This is a genomic window from Paenibacillus illinoisensis NBRC 15959 (genome assembly GCF_004000925.1).
In the GTDB taxonomy this organism is placed as follows: domain Bacteria; phylum Bacillota; class Bacilli; order Paenibacillales; family Paenibacillaceae; genus Paenibacillus; species Paenibacillus illinoisensis.
Map to the genome: position 1 here is coordinate 45,333 of NZ_BIME01000011.1, position 25,412 is coordinate 70,744.

At 42.2% G+C, this 25,412-nt stretch carries 31 protein-coding genes and 1 pseudogene; 4 read left to right on the forward strand and 28 right to left on the reverse strand.

Annotated features, from left to right (window positions below):
• Positions 1-176: 176 nt before the first annotated feature.
• From PIL01S_RS22815 to PIL01S_RS22925, 23 genes and pseudogenes are all read right to left on the reverse strand, one after another.
• Positions 177-650 (reverse strand): NUDIX domain-containing protein, encoded by a 474-nt coding sequence (locus tag PIL01S_RS22815; RefSeq protein ID WP_127539527.1) that lies wholly within the window; start codon positions 648-650, stop codon positions 177-179.
• 72 nt (positions 651-722) lie between these two features.
• Positions 723-1,586: a DUF4085 family protein gene (locus PIL01S_RS22820; protein WP_127539528.1), complete on the reverse strand. Its 864-nt coding sequence runs from the start codon at positions 1,584-1,586 to the stop codon at positions 723-725.
• 25 nt (positions 1,587-1,611) lie between these two features.
• On the reverse strand, positions 1,612-2,148 hold the full coding sequence (locus tag PIL01S_RS22825) for an HAD-IIIA family hydrolase (RefSeq protein WP_127539529.1): 537 nt from the start codon (positions 2,146-2,148) through the stop codon (positions 1,612-1,614).
• A gap of 403 nt (positions 2,149-2,551) precedes the next feature.
• A complete protein-coding gene (locus PIL01S_RS22830) occupies positions 2,552-3,100 on the reverse strand; it encodes a GNAT family N-acetyltransferase (protein ID WP_127539530.1) in 549 nt (182 codons plus the stop codon).
• A gap of 15 nt (positions 3,101-3,115) precedes the next feature.
• Positions 3,116-3,736, reverse strand: coding sequence for a bis(5'-nucleosyl)-tetraphosphatase (symmetrical) YqeK (gene yqeK, locus PIL01S_RS22835; RefSeq protein WP_127539531.1), 621 nt, complete (start codon positions 3,734-3,736; stop codon positions 3,116-3,118).
• Between the two features lie 59 nt (positions 3,737-3,795).
• Positions 3,796-4,338, reverse strand: coding sequence for a GNAT family N-acetyltransferase (locus PIL01S_RS22840; protein WP_127539532.1), 543 nt, complete (start codon positions 4,336-4,338; stop codon positions 3,796-3,798).
• Between the two features lie 90 nt (positions 4,339-4,428).
• On the reverse strand, positions 4,429-4,932 hold the full coding sequence (locus PIL01S_RS22845) for a CHAP domain-containing protein (RefSeq protein ID WP_127539533.1): 504 nt from the start codon (positions 4,930-4,932) through the stop codon (positions 4,429-4,431).
• 24 nt (positions 4,933-4,956) lie between these two features.
• Positions 4,957-5,466 carry a DUF1572 family protein gene (locus PIL01S_RS22850; protein WP_164764316.1) on the reverse strand — a complete coding sequence of 170 codons (510 nt, stop codon included), beginning with the start codon at positions 5,464-5,466 and terminating at the stop codon, positions 4,957-4,959.
• A 205-nt stretch (positions 5,467-5,671) separates the two neighbouring features.
• Positions 5,672-6,280, reverse strand: coding sequence for a DUF5071 domain-containing protein (locus PIL01S_RS22855; RefSeq protein ID WP_127539535.1), 609 nt, complete (start codon positions 6,278-6,280; stop codon positions 5,672-5,674).
• A 71-nt stretch (positions 6,281-6,351) separates the two neighbouring features.
• Positions 6,352-6,786, reverse strand: a complete 435-nt coding sequence (locus PIL01S_RS22860; protein ID WP_127539536.1) for an NUDIX hydrolase — start codon at positions 6,784-6,786, stop codon at positions 6,352-6,354.
• A gap of 29 nt (positions 6,787-6,815) precedes the next feature.
• Positions 6,816-7,214, reverse strand: coding sequence for a GNAT family N-acetyltransferase (locus tag PIL01S_RS22865; RefSeq protein WP_127539537.1), 399 nt, complete (start codon positions 7,212-7,214; stop codon positions 6,816-6,818).
• 105 nt (positions 7,215-7,319) lie between these two features.
• Positions 7,320-7,805: a GNAT family N-acetyltransferase gene (locus PIL01S_RS22870; RefSeq protein ID WP_246058521.1), complete on the reverse strand. Its 486-nt coding sequence runs from the start codon at positions 7,803-7,805 to the stop codon at positions 7,320-7,322.
• Between the two features lie 36 nt (positions 7,806-7,841).
• Positions 7,842-8,342, reverse strand: a complete 501-nt coding sequence (locus tag PIL01S_RS22875) for a GNAT family N-acetyltransferase (RefSeq protein ID WP_127539538.1) — start codon at positions 8,340-8,342, stop codon at positions 7,842-7,844.
• Between the two features lie 49 nt (positions 8,343-8,391).
• Entirely contained in the window at positions 8,392-8,763 is a 372-nt protein-coding gene (locus PIL01S_RS22880) for a GNAT family N-acetyltransferase (protein WP_246058522.1), read from the reverse strand.
• 132 nt (positions 8,764-8,895) lie between these two features.
• Positions 8,896-9,660 carry a class I SAM-dependent methyltransferase gene (locus PIL01S_RS22885; RefSeq protein ID WP_127539682.1) on the reverse strand — a complete coding sequence of 255 codons (765 nt, stop codon included), beginning with the start codon at positions 9,658-9,660 and terminating at the stop codon, positions 8,896-8,898.
• Between the two features lie 18 nt (positions 9,661-9,678).
• Positions 9,679-10,032, reverse strand: a pseudogene (locus PIL01S_RS22890) (hypothetical protein); the annotation flags it as partial.
• A 70-nt stretch (positions 10,033-10,102) separates the two neighbouring features.
• Positions 10,103-11,098, reverse strand: coding sequence for a serine hydrolase domain-containing protein (locus PIL01S_RS22895; RefSeq protein ID WP_127539540.1), 996 nt, complete (start codon positions 11,096-11,098; stop codon positions 10,103-10,105).
• Between the two features lie 42 nt (positions 11,099-11,140).
• Positions 11,141-11,683: an AAA family ATPase gene (locus PIL01S_RS22900; protein WP_127539541.1), complete on the reverse strand. Its 543-nt coding sequence runs from the start codon at positions 11,681-11,683 to the stop codon at positions 11,141-11,143.
• Positions 11,684-11,716: 33 nt separating this feature from the next.
• Positions 11,717-12,139, reverse strand: coding sequence for an NUDIX hydrolase (locus tag PIL01S_RS22905; RefSeq protein WP_127539542.1), 423 nt, complete (start codon positions 12,137-12,139; stop codon positions 11,717-11,719).
• A gap of 66 nt (positions 12,140-12,205) precedes the next feature.
• Complete coding sequence (locus tag PIL01S_RS22910) at positions 12,206-12,751, reverse strand: GNAT family N-acetyltransferase (protein ID WP_127539543.1); 546 nt, start codon at positions 12,749-12,751, stop codon at positions 12,206-12,208.
• 80 nt (positions 12,752-12,831) lie between these two features.
• A complete protein-coding gene (locus PIL01S_RS22915) occupies positions 12,832-13,227 on the reverse strand; it encodes a contact-dependent growth inhibition system immunity protein (protein ID WP_127539544.1) in 396 nt (131 codons plus the stop codon).
• Between the two features lie 30 nt (positions 13,228-13,257).
• Complete coding sequence (locus PIL01S_RS22920) at positions 13,258-14,007, reverse strand: class I SAM-dependent methyltransferase (RefSeq protein WP_127539545.1); 750 nt, start codon at positions 14,005-14,007, stop codon at positions 13,258-13,260.
• A 237-nt stretch (positions 14,008-14,244) separates the two neighbouring features.
• Positions 14,245-14,547, reverse strand: a complete 303-nt coding sequence (locus PIL01S_RS22925; protein ID WP_164764330.1) for a winged helix-turn-helix transcriptional regulator — start codon at positions 14,545-14,547, stop codon at positions 14,245-14,247.
• Between the two features lie 327 nt (positions 14,548-14,874).
• Here PIL01S_RS22925 and PIL01S_RS22930 point away from each other — a divergent pair, with 327 nt between their 5' ends.
• On the forward strand, positions 14,875-15,456 hold the full coding sequence (locus PIL01S_RS22930; protein WP_127539546.1) for an NAD(P)H oxidoreductase: 582 nt from the start codon (positions 14,875-14,877) through the stop codon (positions 15,454-15,456).
• A 92-nt stretch (positions 15,457-15,548) separates the two neighbouring features.
• On the opposite strand, the gene PIL01S_RS22935 is transcribed toward PIL01S_RS22930, so the two are convergent.
• The 5 genes from PIL01S_RS22935 to PIL01S_RS22955 all read right to left on the reverse strand — a co-directional run bounded on the left by PIL01S_RS22935 (position 15,549) and on the right by PIL01S_RS22955 (position 19,680).
• Positions 15,549-16,190, reverse strand: a complete 642-nt coding sequence (locus PIL01S_RS22935; RefSeq protein WP_127539547.1) for a FusB/FusC family EF-G-binding protein — start codon at positions 16,188-16,190, stop codon at positions 15,549-15,551.
• 283 nt (positions 16,191-16,473) lie between these two features.
• Positions 16,474-16,959: a stalk domain-containing protein gene (locus tag PIL01S_RS22940; RefSeq protein ID WP_127539548.1), complete on the reverse strand. Its 486-nt coding sequence runs from the start codon at positions 16,957-16,959 to the stop codon at positions 16,474-16,476.
• A gap of 138 nt (positions 16,960-17,097) precedes the next feature.
• Entirely contained in the window at positions 17,098-17,754 is a 657-nt protein-coding gene (locus PIL01S_RS22945) for a hypothetical protein (protein ID WP_127539549.1), read from the reverse strand.
• A gap of 177 nt (positions 17,755-17,931) precedes the next feature.
• Complete coding sequence (locus PIL01S_RS22950; protein WP_127539550.1) at positions 17,932-18,804, reverse strand: carbohydrate ABC transporter permease; 873 nt, start codon at positions 18,802-18,804, stop codon at positions 17,932-17,934.
• A gap of 18 nt (positions 18,805-18,822) precedes the next feature.
• Complete coding sequence (locus PIL01S_RS22955) at positions 18,823-19,680, reverse strand: ABC transporter permease (protein WP_236146791.1); 858 nt, start codon at positions 19,678-19,680, stop codon at positions 18,823-18,825.
• Between the two features lie 278 nt (positions 19,681-19,958).
• Between PIL01S_RS22955 and PIL01S_RS22960 the strand changes: the two genes are divergently transcribed.
• The 3 genes from PIL01S_RS22960 (at position 19,959) to PIL01S_RS22970 (ending at position 25,367) form a co-directional block, all read left to right on the forward strand.
• Positions 19,959-21,752, forward strand: coding sequence for a cache domain-containing sensor histidine kinase (locus PIL01S_RS22960; RefSeq protein WP_127539551.1), 1,794 nt, complete (start codon positions 19,959-19,961; stop codon positions 21,750-21,752).
• A gap of 219 nt (positions 21,753-21,971) precedes the next feature.
• Entirely contained in the window at positions 21,972-23,579 is a 1,608-nt protein-coding gene (locus PIL01S_RS22965) for a response regulator transcription factor (protein ID WP_127539552.1), read from the forward strand.
• A gap of 108 nt (positions 23,580-23,687) precedes the next feature.
• On the forward strand, positions 23,688-25,367 hold the full coding sequence (locus PIL01S_RS22970) for a type 2 periplasmic-binding domain-containing protein (RefSeq protein WP_127539553.1): 1,680 nt from the start codon (positions 23,688-23,690) through the stop codon (positions 25,365-25,367).
• Positions 25,368-25,412: the final 45 nt, after the last annotated feature.

Below are 25,412 nucleotides of genomic sequence, written 5' to 3' on the forward strand. Positions count from 1 at the left end.
CACTTCGATCGTCTTAGGGATATCCATGCTCTGCAAGTTTTCTTCAAATTCGCTATTCGGGAAAGAAATAAACCACAATGCCTGTCATAAACACCGGAATGGATAAGTAACCAAACATACTGGTCGTCCATTCAACTTCGATTCCAACCATTTTCTTAGCAAATAAGTTCATTGGATTATCTATCAAAATGCGCTCGTTCTTCTTGAGTGGAACTAAAAATATAATCCGGGTAATGATTGGCTAAAGGTGGACGTTCATGCTCAGAGAAAAATTGCAAATCCTTCATCTCTTCATTATTTGATGTTAATTGCCCCGATTGGATTCTGCATTCAAATACAATGGTTAAATATTCAACTTGATGACCGTTATGATATGTAAATCGTTGACCTTCTCCACCGTAGACACCAATGATCTTTTCGAGCTCAACGACAAGACCTGTCTCCTCCAATGCTTCTCTGACCATCGCTTGTGCCGGTGTTTCACCAATCTCAATTGCTCCAGCAATTAACCCCCATGTTGATTCATTGTGTTTACGTCCAAAGAGGATCTCACCATGTTCATTTCGTATAATACCAGCCACACCTGGCATAAATATGAGATCATTCCCAATCTTAGCTCTAAGGTTTTTATAGTAATCAGACATGCTCATAAATGCTGTACCTCCCTCTAGACACCGTTAATAAAATGCTACAACTGCAGACAATCTTCATTCGTTATGTCGTCACTCTTCTTCTACAACAATATCCTGGCACTGAATAATCAGTTCAGACATTTCTTCACCATCAAAAAGCATATGTATTTCATATCCATTTTCGATACAATACAGTTCATGATAGAGCCAGTACATACCGACAATGTCCCCCTCTTGCTTGATGATCTCAGGTGCAATAAACGTAATCTTATTTAAATTCGTGAACCCTCCACGGGTATCGAATCGAATGACCAAGTCCGAATCCGAGACCAATTCCGTCACGGTGCAATCATGAAAATGGACCTGGTTACGAATATGTTCAGGAATAGGTTCAGCTAGCTGCGCCTCTCTATATTCCTTCGAGATCAGCTGCATTTGAGCATCATTTAATTTGCTCTGTTTTTTCAACTGTTGCATGACCTCTTTAGTGCAATAACCCAGGGAAAATACACGGATATCTGCAATTTGGTCATAGATCTCTTTCGGTAGTTGTGCAATCTTGTTTTCGCAGTTCCATTCCAGATTACTTTTAAATTCTTGTTTGCTGCCTAACTCGTCAAAAGGTGGCCTCGCATCGTAATCTGCAATTAACTTCTCTATATGCTCTCTTTCCTCAGCCGGCATATGATAAACCATCGTATCCTCTTCCGATACATCATCCCCACTAATAAATTCCTCCGCACGCACAAGAACCGCACCATCCTGCTCCAGCATAAAACGGGGATCAACATTGTAAACATCGCGTTGAAACTTTACATGCTCTTTTTCTTTTCTTTTGTATAATCGATGATAAAGCTCTTCATCCATTTGTTGAGCTCCGCTGTGTACTCGCATACCAAAGTGAAGATGTGTGCGTTGGCACAGTTCATACCATTCTTTTGTAAGATATTTCATGAGCACCCTCTCCTATTTCAATTCTTCAGTTGGCTTGGATGATCCAATGAACTGCATCTAAAATATCTTCTGCTATGTAATCAGGTTCCGTTTCCATCCACTTGTTTCTGTACGTTGTTAATGACGATTCTCCCCACCCTGTTCTTACAAGAACCTTCATGGCTCCTATTGCGTGAGCTGCAAGCATATCCGTATCGCCTACGTCACCAATAACGATACATCTTGATAAATCTAAATGGTGTTGCTGTGAAGCCTCTAACAACATGCCCGGTTTAGGTTTTCGACAGCCGCATTCTTGTTCATGTGGGCATATATAGGATTGATCGAATCCGTATTCATTAAATTGTTCTTCAAACTCCTGGATCGTTGCCTCTCCACGCGATATCCGATACTGATTCGTTATAGCAAATACCTTGATTCCATTTCTCTTCAGAAGCGCTATAGCTTCTTGTGCATTAGGGTATAACTCAAATTCTCTAGGGTGAATAAAGTGACCTGTGCCACCGATGGTTCCATCTCTGTCCATAAAAACAGCTTGTATGTCCAAATTTGGTTTGATCATGGTTTATTCCTTTCTCCGTGAGATGTGTAAATATTTAGTGCATACCAATCGATCATCTATACCAGTTAACTACCGAATAAAATCATGTTATTTTTATAATAAATGTTATAAAATGTATTTACAAATAAATAGAGGTGATTGTATGAACTTATCATTTTTAGCTTTATTTTTTGTTGGGATAATAACCATTTATGCTATCGCATTTACCCTGATAATTAAGCTGCTTGGAAGGAAATTTAAAGACAAATCCAATATGTATTTTCTTTATGCCTCTGTTATTCTAGTTATTCAATCTTATCTTCTAATCAAGGATTTTTCTGAAAATCAGTCTATACGTTCAGTCAATATCTTATTTTTCTTAATGGCGTTCATGCTGATTTTCCAAGGATTAAAACGGAAGAAATCAATTAAGTAGAAACTGCTTCTTCAGTAGTGCATAGATAACCGTATCCACAAACTGATTCTTCCAATAATAATGTTCTTTTAAAATTCCTTCTTCTCTGAATCCAATTTTCTCAAGCAACTTTCTTGATCCCGTATTCTTTGGTTCTACATAGGCTTCCATTCGGTTTAATGCAAGATGGCTAAATCCAAATTCAATGATTTGTTGAACCGCCTCGGTCATATATCCATGGCCCCAATACTCCGGTGCTAATTCATAGCCTATGTGAGCTTTATAATGATTTTTCACCCAACCATGAAATCCACATGTTCCAATCACCTTGTTTTCCGATTTCAAAGTAATTCCCCAGCGAATGGCCTGTTCTTGATTAAATCGATCATTCCATCTTTGAATGAGTTCTTCCGCTTGTTCAACACTCGTAAAACTCTCTACATCATAAAACTTCGTCACTTCATCTGAAGAAAAATAACGAAATATCTCTCTTGAATCTTCTTGTTTAATCTCTCTTAGTACGAACCGTTCTGTCTCTAATACAGGAAATTGAGGCATATTCTTCTCCTTTCGTTAGCGATTCATTTCTATTAATTCTTCTCTCGCTGCTATAAGCCAGGGATGTACTAATTTAAGCTTGGAACGTTGCTCCCATACATGGTTCAGATAGATGAGTATTCCATCATTGAGTTTGTATTCATTTACTTTATCTCGTATCTCTTGCAGGTAACCATGCTCCACTGGTAAATTCCAAGATATCTTGTCTGAAATAAAAAGTACTTTATCCAGCAAACTTGATTGTGGTTTAAGCGTGGTATGACATTCGATTGCACTTAATATTTCAAGATCGTTGATATGAAATATTCCTTTTGCCATAGCTTTAGATAACTTCTGGTGAATGATTCTATCATACTTATATTCTTCATCCATGATTTCAATTGATAATGCCTTGGCCAGATTTAACATTTCACTTACTGGAACCACATTACTAATATCGTGCAATAATCCTGCTTGTTCAGCCTTTTCAGGGTCAGCTCCAAATAATCCGGCTACTCGTTTTGCTTCTGCGGCAACGTCTAATGTGTGTTTCAGGGTTTCTTGATCATTATGAGCTTCGAAGAATGAGTGAATATTTTGACTTAGATCACTGGATAATTCCACATTCAATACATATGGCTTAAGAATTGGATTCATGTTTTGACCACCTATACGTTAATTTAGCTAACAGTCCATCCCTACACGATTAGTGACATTTACCGATTCCAATCACTCGATAACATACTATATGTAACAATATTCTCATAATGATCGTGAAGCCATTGTGCTTCTCTAGAAATCCCCTCATTGATGAAACCAATCCGTTCTGGTATCGATCTGCTTTTAAGGTTAGTTTCTGCACATTGTATAATTACACGATTTAATTTCATCTCATTGAATAAGACATCAAGTAGACTTGTGATGCTTTTTGTAATAATCCCTTGACCTTCCGCTGACGCCCCTAAAAAATATCCAATACTAGTCACTTTATTTTTCCAATCAATATAATGTAATGCGTTCATTCCAACCAGTTTACCATTGAACCACAAACCAGCATCAAAGCCGTTCTGATCTTCATAATTTTGTTTCCACATCTCTATTACTGGATCTAAGTCTTCTGGGGATTGTCTCTTATCCACCCATAGCAACCATTCTCGAAGATGCATTCTGTTCTCATCAATTAATGTGTACAGTTCATCTCTTTCTTGCGGTTGAATTAAATTGATAACTATCGATTCATTCACTTGAAACGGTAACAAATTAATCCCTCCATCAACATCAATCTAGGGTCAATGACCTGCAGCGTAAAGATTAAGATAATCGAAGTTTTCTATTCGTTAAGTATATTTTCAAACATATTCATACTTATCATCGATTCTTATATATCCATTTATTTGATCTGGCCTTCTGTTAAATATTCCTGATTTATTATTAAAATTTCCTTCTGCCGTTATAACCTTATCCTGTTCAGGTCTTAGCACCACTCCGATATGATCATTCGGGCCATTCCCCACAATGTTGTCAAAAATGATTAGGTCCCCTTGTTCTGGAACGAACGATCGGTCACTTATATGATGGTAGAAGCCATACAACTGGCCCCACTCTAACCATGCTTCTACCCACGCAAAATTACGTGTGACGGGTTCTGGATATCGAACAGGTAAGTTCACATCGGCCATAGTACAACAATGGTATACGAATGCAGCGCACCAATCGAAACCTATACTTTTGTCTTCCCTGGGAAAACATCTCAGCATTGGCTCCAAATCCGGACCTAACTTTTTTTCATCTCCGATCAACGGCCTTGAAGCTAATTCTTCAGCTATCTCTGCAATCCTCTTTCTTCTGCTCATTTTCCATCCTCCTATATATTTGGTTTAATCGTACTGCCATTTAAGTTCTCCTTTTCTTATCTTTGCTGCATATATAATTTGTCCTGTGTGATAGTGTATCTCTCTAACCATCGCTATCATTAAGTTCAGAACTGTTGTCTCATTATTGACTTGGCTGTATGTAAGGGGCGGGCGATTGATGAAGGGTTGAAATAATAACAATTGCGGGTTAGAACTGAGATGTTCCAGATATTGAATGACGATATCAAATGCTTCCTTGGTCATGTTATAAGCATGTTCATTAGACAATTTAAGTCCTCGTTCAAACTCCTTGTCTCTATCTCTTGTATCTACGATGTCTAAGAAGATTGTTTCGATTCGTGAGTGGACGCATCCGCAAATATGAGAGATCAGGTTCGCAATACTATTACTATCTGGATTTGGTGTCCAATTAATATCTTCTTCCGATAGTTGGGCTACCGCTTGAAGAGTCCATTTCCTTTCGGATTTAAACTTAACTATCATACTCTGAATTACTTCGGATGTTATTTCCATCAGCATTCTGCCCTCCACTAAATAAATATACGCCCCGACCTGAGATATTTCTAAACTAGGTGGGGCGTTTGATTTCCAAACCTCATCTTATTCCATTTTTATACATCTGGCAAATATAAACAAAAAATCCAATGTATGAATACTTTGTTAGAAATAACATCCTTCTCCACAGAGGATAAAAAGAATTATTTTAAGAGTCTGATGATTAGTTGGTGCCTATATGTTTATTTTTAATTTTCACTAAAGAAACAAAGTAATTCGATAATGTGGCATATTTATCTTTTATCTTCAATGCTTGTTCATTTTCTTGGACATATCGTATGATTAAGCTAGTATCTGTTTGTATTATTTCCTGTCTAAGCTTTTCAAGCTCTTTAAACTCTTCTATCTGTTCTGTCGTGAAGCCTGACAATCCACTATGTATTGTTTCTTCTTTTGCTAAAACCAATGACCTGACATCATCCCAATCCACGATTCCCTTGGTTAAAAGAATGTCCAATGACTCTAAATCGGTCTCTTCATAAAGATCCAGTAGTTTTGCCATAACTAACAGTTCACTTTTGACTGTTTCAATGGTATCCTTTGACCACTTTGAGACCAGTTCGGTAAGCATCCAGTATCTCCAAACCATATCATCAGTTAGTAAAACTGTCTTCACATACGGAGCTACTTCCCCATCATGTTTGTTCAAAAATTCAACGATGCGATGTGCATTAGGCCAATTGATATCTTGAATTTCTTCCAGCAATTCAGGGAGGTATTGCAAATATTCTTTTGAACTTAATATGAACTCAAGCCTTGCATCGTTTATCATATAAACTCCTTGTGAAAACAGCGATTTGATAATAATGTAGTTAGTTTTTTCCTCTTCAAATTATTCAGAATTTAGGTAGCCTCTCTTTGTACATCTCCAAAAATTCGATCTCTACCCATTTTAACTTGTTCAATCATGTGCCCGATGTTCCCTTCACCAGCAAAGACCGACATATCAAAAAAATCCTCATTCACATCGGACCAATATAATTCATTTTCATCTCCAAAGACCACTACATCATAATTCAGCCTACCAACGTAAACCTCAACATAACATTCTTGAACATAGTATTTAAAATCCATTAAATGATGCAGAATAATATCTCTGCTCGATATGCCGGTCTCTTCAAGAAGTTCTCTATATGCTGCCGTAATGCCTGTTTCTCCATGTTCGATCTTCCCACCGACCAGATTACTCAAACCTTTATATGGATCTCTTAATCGCTTACACATAAGCAGCTTATCTATATCTTTGTTGTAAACCATGAGCACATTATAACCTTGCATTTCCCTGTCCCCTTTTCATAAAACACTTGCTAGTCCTTTAAATGGTGCATCACAATTTGCTTTGTCTTTTTAAATCCTGTCCCATCGTAGAAACCCGCCAAATCTTCAGTACAAAATAAACTAATAACATCTATATCTTTCAATTCAATCACAAGCCTTTCAATCATTAGTTTACCTATCCCTTTATTTCTGTAACTGCTTAATACAACAACATCTTCTATATAAGCTCGAAACACTCCATCTGAAATAGATCTACAGAAACCAATTAACACGTCATCCTCCCAAGCTCCTACCGTTATACCACCAAAAGAGAGGAGTTTTTGTATCCCATTAGTGTCCCGATCAGGCCACCAACCAGCATCGTGATAAAGGTGCATTAGTTCGGATGGTGAGATCGGTTTCTCCGTATATAGTTTTACGTTTATCATAAGTAACCTCCCAAAATAATTATAGTTGATACTTCCACTTTAGTTTTCATACAAAGATACGACCTCAAGTGTATCAATACAGTTAGTCCGTGCGAATATGTCCGTTCAAATCTCTAGCTTCATTTGTATAGTTATCATCCTTTTTTGATCTTCTAATTTGGTTATTCTCATATTGATAGGTTTAAATCCATGCTTATGATAAAAAGCTAGTCCTCTGGAATTCGTGCTATGACATGATAACAATAAATTCTTTACTCTATAAATCGATTTTGCCTTCATTATCATCGTCTCTAACAAATACGAAGAAGCACCTTGCCCTCTGAAACTCTTGGATACAATAACGTTGCCTAGCCAACATTCATCGTCCTTATAATTATACAAATTGGCATAGGCTACAATTTGATTTGACTCTTTATGAACTATAACTGTAGGTTCGTATCGATTCTCAAGAAGTTTCACTATCTGATCTGGTGTTAGCGGATATTTAAATTGAGGACTAACATAAAACAATTCTTCATCTGACTGAGGGAAAGAGCTTATATCTTTTAAATCGTCATTTATTAAAGACCTATAGGAATAGATGAATTCCATCTCCTTTCTCGTTTTGAATAATTCCTGAGTATTTGTTTACACATTTTTCTTAACATAACTCATCGAAATGAACTCTAATTCCTTCTCTTCATACTTGCTCCTAAAATGTGTTTCTTTCACAAACCCAATCCGTTCATACACCTTGATAGCTCTCTCATTAAATGCTGCAACGACTAATTGAATGTGACGATTAATAAATTGATTGTTCAAAAAGGAAAGAACCGCTGTTAGAAACTCCTGACCTCTACCTTTTCCTGTGAAATCAGGCTTCAAGCCTAAACCAATGTCTAACTTCCTCAGATCTCTATAGATACCAGCTGCATATCCGCCTGGGACCCGTCCTGATTCGCCTACGCATATAAAACCAATTAGATCATCGTGTTCATCTAACGCGTAATAATATTCTCCATTCATCAACTCCAAAATGCTGTCCTCACTACTATCCATGTCATACATTGAATACGGATATTCGTACTGCCACTTTGAAATCTGCAAGGCTCTATCCTTGGTCATGGGGTAAAAACGGTAACGAGACACTTTTCAACCCACCTTCCTTTAGTAAATATTTAAATACAATTCTGAAAATTCATTTCAATTCCTTAGCAAAAACGAATTCATCCTCCCGGTCATAACCTGCTTTTTCATATGTTTTTATCGCCTTAGCATTCTTATTTCCTGTCAAAATTTTGATGTGTTTCACTCCTGAATGATTAAAAATCCCTTCCAGTCGTTCAATCATCATTCCAGCCAGTCCATTCCTGCGTGCAGATTCTTGTATGTACATTTCAGTGATCTCAGCCTGATGCTCTGCATAGCAAAACGATTTATAGATCTGTCCGCATGCGAATCCGACGACTCGCTCGTCCATTACAGCTACTACAATAACTTCTCCTCCATTTAAAAGGTCCGTTTCCACCTCTTCCCGGCTTCGACGAACTCCATTAAATTGATCATTCAATTCTATCAAAAATCCTTCACGGCTTCACGAACGAGCAAATTAGGAATGGACAATGAAATACCTCCTGATCATGTTATAGAACTGGGACTATCATTCATCACTAATAAGATTGGTCATTTGGGCTTATGTCCATTAAGTTGCTCCCTGGCTAAGATCAGACAAGGAACATTCAAATATATGAAAATAGGTGCCTTCCCCATACCCATCCTTCACTTCATGCAAATGAATATGTTGAAATCCATTTTCTCTAAGAATATCTTCAAACTCCCTCATATCATACAAACGAAGAGGGAAATTCATCACTTCGGTCTTTTGGATTTTGTCGTCTTTGACTAACTCATATTTCAGCTCCGTTACGAGCATGGATTGTTCTTTGCGATACTGAACTTTTTTGGATAAGACAATTAATTCATCGTTTACAACCTTGCGATCCGTTTCTCTCCATTCTGGAATCTCTTCCACGTTGTTCCCTTTTAACATAATCGTCAATAGAAGTTTCCCTTCAGCCTTAAGCGCAGATTGCAGATTGGCAAGGCTTTGGTTAACTAATTCACTGGGAAGCAGCGAGAATGATCCAAATGGAATCATAATCAAGTCGAATTGTTCGGAGCTTACGAAATCTTCAATCTTTTGATAATATACATGAGGCTTCAGATTAAATCGGTCACCTTTTTCTCTACATACCTTCAGCATATCTTCGGATATATCAAATCCCTCTATCTGTATTCCACGCTGCATAAAAGGGATCAGCATTCTTCCGTTTCCACACATGGGTTCAAGCACACGCATATCTGTTCTGTCAACAAACGAAAGGTAAAAGTCAAGCTCTCTGCCTTCCGCTAACGATTTGTCACTTTCATATATCTTCGTACAAAGTTCTCCATAATAACTGTTCACTGGCGTTCCTCCCTTCATTAGCTCATCCATCGCCTGAACAGCCAGTTCCAATGCTTGCATTCTTCTTATGAGAAGAGTTCTCTGAGGACTGCCTTCCTTAGCCTTAGCAAGTGAGTTGTCAATGGATGGCATTAAACCCGTAAGAACACTGCGAGCTTCAATCAGATCTCCGGAGGTATATGGATGAGGTTTGTGTTGCCACACATGTTCAAGCATAGATAAACCAATACGGAGAGCCTTAAGTCTCTTTTCTATTAAAGTTGTATTTGCCCCTTTCTGAGTCATCTGCGTTAAGGCATTTTCGGATTTCCGGATGGTTGATTCGAGGGCTTGTATGGATTGCGATTGAATTCGTTCTGATACGTTTTCCATAATAGATCTGTCTCCTCCTTTCGATTACTGGCTATGTACTTGTATGCTTCTGTAGATCAACTTTCAGGGTTTATAGATATTGAGCGTATTTGCTAACCATATTTCCAAATGTTTTGATATCCTCTAAATAATCATACCTTGCTGGATTGGGACCGGTTTGATTATACATTCTTACTGCTACCGTTCTATACTTCGGAATGACAAGACAGGCACAGCCGGTGATCCCCAAGGTTTGAAAAGAACCGGATGGAAGCTCATCCCCGAGTTCCGTCGAAGCACGCGGCTCATCCTGCACAAACCAAAAGAAACCGTTTCTTGGTAATTGATGTTCCAGATCCGGAGGACTAATGATTGTCGTCGCTTGTTCGAAGACTTCTCTCGGCAGTATTTGCTGCCCATGCATGGCGCCCCTTTTCAAATGCAAATAACCCCAGTATGCCAATTCCTTGGTACTCACAAATAAGTTGGCTTCATCGCCTTGATTATCTTTATATTGTTCATTGAGCCAGACTAACTTTTCATTCGGTTCCTTTCTCCAACCGGTATGACTAAAACCCATGGGCGTAAATACACGTTCTTCAAGTAGTTGAGATAATGGCATATGATATAATTTTTGGATGATCTTAATGAGCAGATTAACTCCAACATTATTGTATTTCCAGTCCGTCCCTGGCAAAAACAATCGATGATGGAGATCACCTAAACCATGGGTGTGCGTTAGCAGATGTCTTATCGTTGTGTTTCCCACTACCACTGTATCCACATCATCCAAATAGTCGGCAACATCATCATCTATGCTGTAAATCTTCCCTTCATATAAGGCAAGACTGATGGCAAGTCCTAAATATGTCTTTCGAACCGATGCCACATGAAATTGAGATTCCTCATCCACTAATCGACTGCCTCTGGAATTACGATGTACTCCTGAGTACCATTCATTCACGATTCGGTCATGATGAATAATGCAGGTTGCAGCTGCTGTAGCAGATAGCTCATTTTTAACCCGTAAAACATAATCATTCAGTTCATTGAATGTTGTATTCTCCGTTTTCTGTAAGTTGAGCAAGGAGACTCACACCACCATTCTTCACTTTTATCTATCCGTTAGCTAGGTATGATTATGATGCTGGTCTATCTTCCTCAATATGATATCTACAACCTCACTAGTCTCTAGATGATCCGTTATCAGGTGTATTCCAAACTTATCATCCTTCAGAGCATGAACAACCTTCGGCGCTTGTTGATACTGCCAGCCTCCAAATTCATCTCCGCGTTTAGCTAACCGCTTGTATATCGTTTCTTCAGTAGCCACAAGCGAAAAATGATATAACTCTTCGTCAATGGCTTTGAATCCGTTATAGATGTGGTTAAAGTTCTCTTCCTTATAAATGGTCATGGGAACGATTAAGTGTTTGTTATATTTCCGCCTTACTTCTACAGCCGTCTTCACGGTTAGAACTCTCCATAGTTCGATATCTTGAAAATCATCCGTACGCTCATTCTCTTCCCGGCATTCTTCCGGAATGAGTTTTCTGATCATATAACCTATTTCTTCTGGGTCGTATATCATACTATTGTTGATCAAGGGTTGGAGCATCTTTGCTGCCGACGTTTTGCCGGAACCGAACGCTCCATTAATCATAACGATCATATGATCACTCCTTTTCCGAGATGGTTTAGATCTTTATTTTCTCCCTTGATCATAATGAGGAATCTCGTTTCCTTCGACTAGACTCCGTATGCCATTCTTATAATAGGGCATTAGTTCATCAGCCTTGTCCATATCCATCCAGGCAATTTCAGATATTTCATAAGGCCTTATAAGTTCTAACCTTCCTCCAATAACCTCAGCTCTAAACGTGAAGAAGATGGCATGCTCCTGCTTTTCCTCAAATATACATTCATTGATGGCAATGATCCCTTGGACTCTTACATCAAGTCCTGTTTCTTCTTTGGCTTCTCTGATGGCTGCTTGATCCAACGTTTCTTCCTTTTCCACCGCGCCACCAGGCAGCGACCAACTGGAATTGCCTTTATTCTTGACCATTAGAATCTTGGATGAGGTATCATCCAGGATTAATACATAGGCTACGTCAACTCGTCTCATTGAGCTATCTCCTTCCGAGATGATTAGATCATTATTCAATTAACAGCTATTTATCCTATTAAAAAACTACTTCGCTCTCCATTCTGCTGCTTTTAGGCCATAAATTACTCTATCCAGAAACCTTCCATTGATATACTCGTAATCTCTTAGTTCTCCTTCACGAGTAAATCCTAATTTTTCTGGAATTGCACGGCTCTTGGCGTTATCTGCGGCTGCTCCTATTTCAATTTTGTTGAATTGAAGTTCGTCAAATGCGTAATCAATAAGTAGTTTAATGGACTTCGTAATAAATCCTTTCCCCTCATATTCTTGACCTAACCAATACCCAATCTCCGTTTTCTTATTCTCTTGATCCAAATATAAATAGCCAATAGAACCCACTAGGCGATCCTCACTCCATATCCCTAACCAGTAACCTTCATCCTTGGCGTATCTCATACGTGTTCCTTCTATAAAGGCCTTTGAATCCTCCATCTCTACAGTCATACTGGGAAACTTCAACCACTTTCCAATATGCTCTCTGTTTCTATCGATTAGATGAAATAATTCAGCTGCATCTTTGGTCTCCAGTAGCGATAAGTATAAGAAATCATCTATTTTAATTTTGAACATGATTGCTTCTCCTTCAATTTAAAGTGCGGTGCCGATGCGTGAAATTAATGTGATGAGATTTAGCATGTTTCAACATACAACTACCAGCCACTCTTTCTGTAATTGTTAATATGTTTATCAACGATTTCTCTGGCATTCTCATAATGCTCTATTACTTCACTTAATTCGATTTTTAATTCAATGTTACTTTCCCAATATTTTCTATCCACTTTAAGTACGGAGCATAATAAATCACCAACATATAAATCTCCTGATTCCAACGGATTTTCCGCTAACCGCTCCAGGGCTAGAGGCAAAAGGCAATCCAAGCTGATTTCTTGTAATATTAAAAGCCTCAAATCTTCATTATTGAACTCACAGAGTGGTTTCTTTCTTAATGCATGTGCATGAATCACTAATCCAGATTTGAAATCAGGTTCCCCCCAAATCCTTTCTTCCAGTTCGTCAAGGGTCTTCGTATAATCTATGCGCCTCATTCTTTCTCACTCCGTTAACTTAATCAACTCTTAAAGTTTTCTGGCTTTTATAACAAAAGTTACGGGAAATACCTTCGCTCTATTTGCGAGATGATTCTTACTTCCATCATGCCTTTGCAATATCTCATTGTCGGTTTCTTCAATCATTTGCTCGATCACAAATCTTGCTCTGGCCAATGCATTAGTATAGGTAGAACATTTACGATCCGATAAGGTGAGATCACCTTGAACAAAATCTGGCGATACCGAATACCAGGACTCATCGAAGTAAGACTTGTTAAATATAAATCGATTATTTTCTTCAACAATACATTTATGTATGGGGTAAGACCAACTGAATATGAATATGCCGTCTTTTTTTAAATAAGAAGCAACTCGGGAGAACGAGCCTTCAAGATCGGTTGTCCAGCCTATGGCATAAATCGAATAGATAAAATCAAAATATTGGACAGGTATGCCGCACTCCTCTTCCATAGGGGAACAGATTAATGTTGCAGAAAGGCCGTTTGCCGACAAATGCTGCTTCGCCTTTTCAATCTGATTCTCTGAGATATCCATTCCCCATAACTCAGCTGCCTTGCGATCCCCATGGTATTTCAAGGATTGACCATTTACACACCCGATCTCTAACACCTTCTTTCCTGAAACATCGCCAAATAGTTGCCATTTATCTTCTGAGGTGAATGCGCCATACAAGGGAAGTACAATGGCTTCTAAAAAGTCATTTCCTTGAGTATTCCAATACAAGCTGTTTGTCTCATAAACACTATGCTTGTTAATCCAGTGACCTCCTCTAATATCATGATACCTGGTAGTTCATTGACTATTAGTTGTGCACGAGTTTGTCCATAACATAGCAAATCATTGGAAGTAAACAGATAAAATTAGAAATAGTAATGACTACGCTTACAAATTTCAGGAACTGCACAACGAATGCAACTTCTCGATTCAAATAAGTGTGCAGCTAATCGGTTAAGCAGAACGAGTTCAGCCGTAACTCTTCAACACACCGGAGATTCAAAACTCCTCCAACACTTTGGACTTATCCCCGTACACCTTATCCAGATGCTCTTCCCCCCAGTAACACAAATGGTCCAGAGCCGGTTTTAATCCCCAACCGTAGTCTGTTAACTCATATTCCACTCTAGGGGGAACCTCCGAATAGACTTTTCTTTGCACAATCTCGTCTTTTTCCAAGCCTCTTAGCTGAGTCGTCAGCATCTTTTGCGTAATTTCAGGTATCAGCTTCCTAAGCTCTGATGAACGTTTCCTCCCTGTCATCAGATGGTAAATAATAAGAGGCTTCCATTTTCCGCCCATTACTTCCAAGGCCGCCTCGACACCTACTTTATACTTTTTGGGAGCGCCAGCTTTATGGTCTTCTGTCAACTTACATCTCTCCTTCATCAGACTGTATCCAAAGACTACATCCAAGGAAAACATAGCTGTTTCCTTCTTTTCCATGTATTATTTGAGCCCTCAATAAGGCACAATTTCAGGGTACTTTCATGTTCCTATAGCACTCTAATCTTCCTATAGAACTTCAAAGTGCGTTCTTCCAGAATATATCCATCCCTGTTTATAATAGCATCAGCCATGAAGTGTGGCTACCAAACAAGCGCTTGTAGAAAGGTAGTGAAATATAACATGAACGTATTAGTTGTTGTATCGCATCCGCGGAAAGATTCCCTTACATTTCAGGCCGCCAATCGTTTTGTGCAAGGTCTTACTGAGGCTGGTCACGAAGTTGAGATATTGGACTTACATGAAATTGGCTTCGATCCTATTCTCCAAGGCATGGATGAACCAGATTACACCCAACCGAATCAAATGTTTTCCCCTGAGGTTAAAACAGAGATGGAGCGATTGAAGAAGCATGATGCTGTGGCTTTTGTGTTTCCTCTCTGGTGGTGGCATCTGCCAGCCATGCTGAAAGGGTATGTGGATCGTGTCATGAACAACGGGTTTGCCTACGGTTCGAATAAGCTTCACCATCATAAGATTTGGTGGATTGCGCTTTCGGGCGTGACGGAAGACCAGATGAAGAAACGAAACTACGATGAATCGATCACGAACCTGCTCAACGTGGGTATTGCAGATTACTGCGGCGTCCCTAACTCCAGCGTTGAATTTCTGTACGAGACGTTGGATGCCAATCCCGAGCATTATGAGAACCTGCTTAACCAGGCACATCAGTTGGGACTGAATTATGATAAGGACATACGCTAACCATACGCAAGTCGGGTAATCGAGACGAGACGCACACGCATAATCAACCCAAAAAAGGTCGCTCCAAAGAGCGACCCTGTCTGTTCTAAGCATTATTTTACTGTCGAAAGAAGAAACTTCTCCAGCATGGTGACGTCAGTGATGCTATGGTTGCAAGCCGTGCTATCCATGCATACGTACTGGCCAATGGAAGCCAAGTTATCCGGCGAATGCCCCTTCGTCTTCACGTTGAAGAATCCGAGCTCCTGATGGCGATTGCAGAACATACAGTACCCTTTTTTGTTCGTAGCCGTAATCCGTCCCTCGATGCCGAGAAACTTCTCTTCGTACGGGTACACAATGAACAGGCGATTGGTCGCAATATCCGTCCATCTCAGATAGGTCGTACGTGCGAAATCGACCGTTTCCAGATCAGGCAGCTTGAGCTTCTTCGCCTTCGGAAACAGCTTCTGAATCTGCTTCGCCGACACTTGCGGGAATGGAATCAGGAATCCTTCCAACCGGTCCAGATAATCCTGCAGCTCATGTGCAGCCTCGTAGGTAGATAACTGCTCCAACAGCTGCTTCTGTTCGGCAGTCAGCTCATCGAAGACTTCTATAGCATTCGTTACGGCCGTATAACGGACGGTTTCCAGGACTTTGCGATCCGCGACTGTACGCAGCGCTTTGAGCAGGAAATTGGCTTGTTTTGTAATCACATTGAATTGATAATTTTGAATAAATGGTGTTTGCATGGCTTTCAGCCCCTTATTTTTATTGGTAAAACAAATAAGGTGCAAAGCCTGCGGGATGAAACATTATGTTGCTTTCAGGGCGATCGATGTTCTTCTCGTCGCGCCCTACACAAAGTCCGCCCCTAATCAGGCTTTGCGTAAGGCCGTTCTAGCGAACGAGCAATCCGGCACTGCCAATATTGCCACGGTATAACCCCCAATGCGATAGATGTACCTGAATTATAACAGGATTGGGATTGTATGGGCAACGGAATTTGTTCCAATTCATCGCAATTTGTATCGCTCACTGCTGATTCTGCGTGGTTATTAGGACCATGTTCTGGCCGTTATTGGATTCCCAATGGATCTCTTTGCCATATGCTTCACTGATGGCTCTTAGCGGTAAATATACTCTCCCCTCCACCATTACGGTTTTAATCTTTAGTTCAATTTCCTTGTCGAACTCGGTAAAATGGCTTTCTCCCACCTTGAAGGTTAACCTTGGCTTTGGGTAATCATCTATGTCTACATATGCAAAAATTACACTTTTAGCTTTGTTATCCCACCATATCCCTTTACCAGGCACAGCGAAATCTAGCACACTACTGATATAGACTGGCGAAACCAGTATATGACCTGCAGAGATGATATAATCAGTCCCCTCTACTAACTGGAATGCCTGTTCGTCAATCTTTACTTCAATCGAGTTTTGATGAGCTTCGGCACTTATTGAATTAGCACTAGTGATAAAAAGAAAAATCGCAATGATGATTAATATTGATTTTTTCATTCTATAATCTCCTCACATTTAGTTAAGTTTCCCTGACTTCCATAATCTTCACGTATTCACGATGCTCAATATGTCAGGTAAGTCTGCCTCCTTCTGCTTCCCCAAATCCTTTCGTGCCGGGTATTCCTTGTTATGTTACTATCTCACTGCACTAGTAAAACTCGCTTTAAAAATTTGATCATACACATTTGTATACAAATCGTAATACTCAAGTGCCTGTTTTCTCTCTTGATAGAAAGACTTCAACTTTTCCTTGTCTCCAGTATCGACATAAGCTATCAACTCATGCACTGCTTTTTTGTATGCTTCTACACTTTTCCAAGCGAGAGAAAAATCAAAAGAACTATAGTCCAATACAGGAGTAAAATTACCCGGATTAATTCCGGCATTCGATTCAGCTTCCTCAATGAACTCATGTAATTTTGAGAAGTCTGCTGGCTCTTCTAATATCACTTTGCCCATAATATTAACTACTTCTTGGTCGATCTTGTTGAATCTAGTTGTAAATACATGATTGAACACATGCATCTCCATTAAATTTCTCGTGTAGAGAAAATAACTATTCACCAGATGGAGTGTTGAGTTTTTATACTCTACTGAAAATCTCGCACCTCGAAGAATGTTGGCCGGGATGTACACACGACCATCAATAATTCTGGCTTCTGCATCTGCTTGAGTCTTTAGCTCTTTTTCATTAAATAATATGTCGATCTTTTTTGGTGCACTTGTAGCTGTAAAAGCAATGGATGCACTTAATAACGTCAAAGCAAGGGTAACAACCATCATTTTCTTCACTTTGTCTCCATCTCCCTATTAACGAATGACTCACGCTCAGAATCATTTCCCATAGTACCATTTTATTCAAATAAAGGTAATATACTTCTTTTTTCACAACAAAAAGAGCCCCCTCCCTGGCCTCAGGCCAGTTCAGCAGCTCCCTTTTCACAACCCTATTCCATCCGCTCCACGCGGCTACTCCTTCACAGCCCCCACCACAATCCCCGTTACAAAGTACCGTTGTAAGAACGGATACACGAGCAGGATCGGCAGCGCGCTGATAAAGATCTGGGACGCCCGAATCGTCCGCTGCGACAGGTTCGCAATCGCTTCCGGATCAAGCTTCGTCATATCGGCCTGCACGATGATCGTCTGCATGAATGTCGCCAGTGGCAGCTTTTCCGAATCACGGATATAGATAATCCCGTCAAAATATGCGTTCCAATGACCAACCATCATAAACAAGGAAACGGTGGCAATGACGGGGACAGAGACAGGCAGGTAGATTTTGATAAACGACTGAAAGTGTCCTGCTCCATCGATAAATGCAGCCTCCTCCAGATCCTTCGGCACCGTGCGGAAGAAATTCAGCAGCAGGATGATATTGAACACCGCCACTAAGCCCGGCAAAATGAGTGCCCACAATGTGTTCATCAGCCCGAGCTTCAGAATCAGGATATAGCCCGGAATGAGGCCTCCGCTGAACAGCATCGTGACAACAAAATACCATAGATAGATGTTACGTGCGCGGAACACACGTGTCTCCTTGGAGAGCGCATAGGCAGCAATCGTATTCACGATGAGTGCAAGCCCTGTTCCCAGCACCGTCCGCTCCACGGACACCCACAGGGAGGACAGGAAATTGGCGTTATCGAACGTCTTGGCATATGCTTCGAGCGTAAATCCAATCGGCCAGAACGTCACCAGACCGGCATTCGCAGGTGCGGACGCGCTAAGCGATACCATCAGCAAGTGATAAAGAGGCAGCAGGCAGAGCACCGAAAGGATGGTCAGGAACACATTGTTGAAGATGCTGAAAATGCGATAGGGTAACGTTTTATGATACATGGCTCGTCATCATCCTTTCTAGAAAATTCGGTATCCGGCGAATCGATAGGCCAGTCGGTAAGAGATCACGATGAGGATCAGACTGATGACCGATTTGAACAGATTCACCGCGGTAGCGAAACTGAACTGCCCACTCAGCAGACCTTCACGATACACGAACGTATCGATAATATCCGCTTGCTGGTAGATTAATGGACTATATAAGTTGAAGATTTGGTCGAAGTTGGCGTTAAGCACATTTCCCAGTGCCAGTGTGGCAATTACGATTCCGATGGGAATCAGCGCCGGGATGGTGATATAGATCGTCTGCTTCCAGCGTCCCGCCCCATCCACTTCAGCCGCTTCGTACAGTGACGGGTTAATGCCGGACAATGCCGCAAGGAAGATAATCGTGTTGAAACCAAACTCTTTCCAGACATCACTCGCGATAATCGTAAACCGGAACCAGTTGCCATCCCCCAGGAAGAAAATCGGCTTGATGCCAAACACCGAGACAAGGAACTGATTAAGAATACCCGTCTGTGCCAGAATGTCGATCAGGATACCGGACAGCGTTACCCAGGACAAGAAGTGTGGCAGATACACGAGTGTCTGAATGGTTCTTTTGAGCGCCATCTTCCGTACCTCATTGAGCAATAGCGCGAAGACAAACGGTATGATCAGATTCATGATGATTTTGGAGCAGGCAAAAAACAGCGTGTTCCACGTAATCTGCAGGAAATAATCATTTTCCCACATGTACCTGAAGTGCTTCAGTCCCACCCATTCCGAACCCGCGAACCCAAGCGCAGGCTTGTAATCCTGAAATGCCATCAAAATCCCGGACATCGGAATATACGAAAAAATAAAAACCATAATGGCCGCCGGCAGCACCATGAAGTGCAGAACCCACGGCTGTTTGTAACGTTTCTTTCTCTTCTGTTCCAGCTTGTTCCCCTCATTCGCCTGCGGGACCCGTTGACCCTCCAATTTAGCCTCCATAGTGCCTTCTCCTGTTCCCAAAAAAAGTTTTTGTGTGTAATGGGGTTCTCTGCTATAAATAGTATCAGGCCATTCTGAGCTCTGACTATATAACATTGTTAGGCCGGATAGGGTTTTGTTAGGAATCTGGTGAAAACCAGCCTTGTTAAACACGAGTATGAAGGAGACTTTTTATGCATATATGGAAGCGCTTTATATTATTTGAAAGAAGGACCCGCTCCCGCTTCAGCTTGTTTGCCAAAATCAACTGCTTAATCGTGTTGTTATTCATCCCCATTATTATCATGTACACCTACTCGAACAATGTCACCTATAACGTGGTCAGCAAAGAACTGCAGATTTCGAATACGAAACAGCTCACGTTTCTAGCCAGTCAGATTGATTCCCGCATTAATCAGATGATGGATTTCAGTCTGATCCTTTCAAGAGATCCCAATGTCCGCGCATTTAACGGTCTGAACATATGGGATGATCGGTATGATCAGATGCAGACCCGCTATGCCATTCAGGAGAAGATGGTGCTCCAATCCGGCGTCACGGATATATGGAACACCCGGTATGCCGTATACTCACAGCAAAATCAGGATGTTATCGCCAACTACAACCGCTCTTCCGGGTATGACGAGGATTACTTGAAACGGAATATGAGCGGGCAATGGACATATGGGGATCAAGGGGCAGAATCGCAGGAGGGTATGCAGTCCTTTTACTGGTTTTACACCGATTCCTTGGCCCAACCGGGCATGTTGACCGGCAGCAATCTTGTCATTGAAGCCAGCTTCAGTTATGAGAATATTCAGAACATGCTCGATACGTACAAGGCAGGTGGGCAGGGAGATCCCTTCCTTTATCACAAGGGCAATGACCCCATTATGAATCGCAGTGCAGACAAGCAGTTATCGGAGGAACTTATTCATTATCTGGATACACACTCCCCGGAAGATACTACACAGGACGTTGTGAAGCTGAACGGGAAAAAGTATCTGGTTAGCGCAGTCAAATCATCTTATCTGGATTGGCATTTGGTTGACGTGGTCCCGCTGTATCAGATCCTACAGCCGATTTCGCTCAGCCGAAATTTGTTCTATCTCTTTATGACGCTGCTGTTTGTCGTGGGCATTTCTGCTTCGATTCTGCTGTACAGAAACATTCAATCTCCAATCAAAAAGCTGATCCAGGGCCTGCGCCGCGTGCAGCGCGGTGACTATTCCGTACGGCTGCACAGCAAGGATCAGAACGAGTTCTCATTCCTGTTTCATCGATTCAATGATATGTCCCATCAGATTCAAGACCTGATCGAGAATGTATTCCATGAGAAAATTAGAGCCAAAGAAGCAACGCTGAAGCAGCTGCAGGCTCAGATCAATCCCCATTTTTTATATAACTGTCTTGGCTACATCATCAACATGGCCCAGATGAAGGACGAGCAGGCCGTTGTTTCCATGGCGCATAATCTGAGTGCATATTATCGGTACACTACCCGCATGGAACGGGAGACGTCCTCGCTTCGGGACGAGATCAAGCTGCTTATCAATTATCTGGATATCCAGAAGCTGCGCAATGGACGAATTGAGTATCATATCGATATCCCTGAGGACATGCTCGCCCAGTCTGTACCGCGCTTAATGCTTCAGCCGATGGTCGAGAATTCCGTTATACACGGCGTGGCGAAGTCCTATTCATCCGGGGAGATTCGCATTACCGGCGAGAGCGTGGATGGTTACGGCAAAATCTATATCGACGACGACGGTCCGGGTTTAAGCTCGGAACAGTACGAAGCGCTGAACCTGAAAATGAAGGAGCCACTCCAGGAGGAAATGGGCTGCGGTCTCTGGAATACGAACCAGCGAATCATGCATCTGTTCGGCAGCCAATCCCACCTTCGATTCTGCCCATCCCCACTTGGCGGATTCCGCACCGAGATCGTCTGGGAGTTGCCGAAGGACGATACAGACCATAAATATTAAATACAAGTTGGAACGATTAAGTTGAACGTAACATTTACACGTTAACGTAGAGGACAGAAAAAACCTGGAGAAGCGGAGCGTTCGCCTTTACACCCAGATTTTCACCTTTGTAAGTTTAATTAAAAAATCTGGGGGTAACAGCGATCGGAAGGTTGTTCTGTCATCGGAGTGGCAAGTGTAAATATTCCTTAGTACAACCAAAAAGGGAGCCTAAAAATTATGCAAATGATGATCGTAGACGACGAAGCACACTGGGTCGATAACCTGTCCATGACCAAGCCCTGGCACACGTTGGGGATCGAACAGGTACATAGAGCGTACTCCGCGCATGAAGCCTTGCAACTGATTGATACCCACCCCATCGATATCGTGATTTCGGACATTCAGATGCCGGAAATGACGGGCATTGAACTAATCGAACGTATCCGGATCCGGGACAAAAAAATAAAATGTATTCTGTTATCGGGTTATTCCGAATTCGATTATGCCAAAAAAGCCATCCAGTACGAGGCCGTGGACTACCTGCTCAAACCACCGACAGACGATGAATTAATGGGCGCCGTGCAGAAGGCCATCGATCAATTGAATAATGAATGGGAACTCGTCAGTTCACTAAGTCGAACCCAGTTTACTTTACGAGAGAACCTGCCACACTTGCGCGGACGACTACTTTTGGAGGCATTGCAGGGACATCGGTTTTCATCCGGCGAATGGGAGCGAAAACTCACCAATTATGATCTGCCCTTTCACGCCGGGGATGCCGCACTCATGCTCGTTCGGTTGGATGAAGAATTCGGACACTATGACAGCCATGATCAGACCCTGATCGAATATGCCATTATCAATATGGCGGAGGAAATTATGGGTGAGTTTATGCACGTGTGGGGTGTGAAGGAGGAGCACGGGTATGTAGTGTTTTTACTGCAGCTGAAGGAACGGAATGACGATATTGGAAAAGAGACCATTCTGGAGAAGCTGTCCATTCAGCTTCAATCCAAAGTAAAACAGTTTCTCAAAGGCTCCCTCTCCATTGTCATGACCGAGTGGTTCACCTTTCCGGATCAGCTCTACGATCGCTTCCGTCAGGCCTCCGCGTATTTCCGGCAGATCGTTGGAGACGAGCGCGAATTCGTGATGCGGGTCAGCGATGTGGAGACGGCTGCGGCCCAAGGTCCACTGGACGTGCTGTACACCCCGCCCACCTTCATCCATCTGCTGGAGAATGGACAATGGGATGCCGCTGAGGAGAAAATACTCGCCGTCTGCGCGGAACTGGACGAGAAATGGTCTGAATCGTGGGAGCATTGCATGGAGGCTGGTTTTCTCATTACCGCTTCGTTCACTAACCTCGCCCACCGGAACAAGCTGACCCTGACGAACCTCATGGGCAGCAATATCGAGTACCTTCAAAGCGGCGAAGCCTTCTCCACCATCGGCAAATTGCGGAAATGGTCACTTGGTGTACTCGCCAAACTCAAGGAAGGCACGTCCAATGAGGTCAAGGATACCCGGTCCGAATATGTGAAGAAGATTCAGGAGTTTACGGATAAAAATCTGCATCTGGATGTGTCTCTGCGTGTGCTCGCCGATCATGTCAATCTGCATCCGACCCATCTGTCCAAGATTTACAAGATCGAAACGGGCGAAGGTATCAGTGAATATATCTCGCGCCTGCGCATGGATCGGGCCTGCCACAAGCTGGTCACGACTACCAAAAAAGTATATGAAATCAGCATGGAGATTGGCTATATGGACCCGGCGTATTTTATCAAAGTGTTCAAGCGTCAGTTCGGTGTTACGCCCCAGGAATATCGAGACCAGCATTAAACAGCATAATAGACTCCTATCGAAACTAACAAACTCATATAGATGCCCTCCCGCCCAACTTGGTACAGTTACACTTGTAAAGATCATACATCGTAGGGGGATTGAACAATGATCAAATTCAAAACATGGTGGTCCTTGCTCATGGTCATCGCACTCATCACCATCACTGCGTGCGGCAGTGGCGATTCAGCCAGTGAGAATGGTACGGACGATACGCCGGCGACAGTCGGGTCAGCCGAAGCAGAAGCTGCTTTTGCCAAAGGAAAATATGATCCGCCCATTGAGTTTAGTTCGGTTCGTATGCCGAAGAAATACGTTCAGGGCGATACCAAAGAAAATAACGTACACGACCGCTGGATGCTCGAAACGCTGGGCATGAAGCATAAGGATTCATGGTATCCGGCCAATGACGATCAATACAGACAAAAGCTGCAGCTGGCCATCGCTTCTGGCGAGAAATTGCCTGATTTCGTATCCGTTCCGACGAACGCGGTACTCACCAATCAGCTGATCGACTCCGGTCAATTCATCGCCATCGATGAACTGTTCGACAAATACGCCAACAAAATCCTGAAGGATCACGCTGCAGCGCATCCCGAGCTGTGGTACCCGTTCACCAAGGATGGCAAGAGATACAACATGCCGATCCTGGAGTACACCGATAACGACGATACCCTGCTCTGGCTCAGAGAAGACTGGATGGAGAAGCTGAACCTGGAAGCACCTAAGACCATCGCGGATCTTGAGAATATCATGGACAAATTCAAAAACGAGAACCCGGACGGCCTGTCTCCGGATAAAGTATTCCCACTGGCGATCTCGCTGAAAAATAACACCAACACCTGGATGGGCTCGCTCGACTGGTTGTTCGGCGCTTACGGCACGATCCAGGAACAATGGAACAAAGATGCAAACGGCAATCTGGAGTACGGCTCCATTAATCCCGGTGCCAAACAAGCCCTTGCGAAGCTGAATGAATGGATGAACAAAGGGTATATCCATACCGACTCCGCGCTGTGGGATGAAGGCAAGTCTGCTGAAAGCTGGACTGCTGGCACGGCTGGCATCCTACCTGGCGCGAACTGGGTTCCCGACTGGCCTGCACCAGACCTGCTCAAAAACGTACCTGGCGCGAAATACAAAGCCTACCCTATTCCGGCTGGTCCAGACGGCAAGATCGGTACGAAGTGGCAGAACTCTGGCGTCAACGCCAGTATCATGATCAACAAGGATGCCAAGCATCCGGAAGCCATTTTCCTATACTACAACTACCTGCTCGATAACCTGGCCAACCCGGCAGCGGGCAGTCCATATGAGTACGGCTTTGCCAAAGGATACGACTGGGATATCGTAGACGGTCAACCGACCAGTGACAAAGAGAAGATCAAAGACTTCTCCAACGAGTTCCCGTTCCTGACTGGTCCGGCCCGTATTCCAGATCTGTATATGAAAACTCTCGTGAAGTTGGCTGACGGTGAGAAACCCGAAACCCCATACGAGAAACAAATGGCCGAGTTCCGCAAACCTGAAAACTGGGCCGCTGCCAAAGTCGTAATGTCGCAAATCGACATTCGCAAACAAAACTACTTCACCGGTGCAGCCACACCAACCATGGTCTCCAAATGGAACCTGCTCCGCCAGTCCGAAATGGAAACCTTCAACAAAATCATCTACGGCAAACTGCCGATCGATGCCTTTGACCAATTCGTCGCCAACTGGAAATCCAACGGCGGAGATCAGATCACGCAAGAAGTGAATGATTGGTTTAAGTCGGTGAGCGCGAAGTAAGATTGGGTTAGAGTTTAGTTAAAAAGTAAACAAACAAAAACAAGC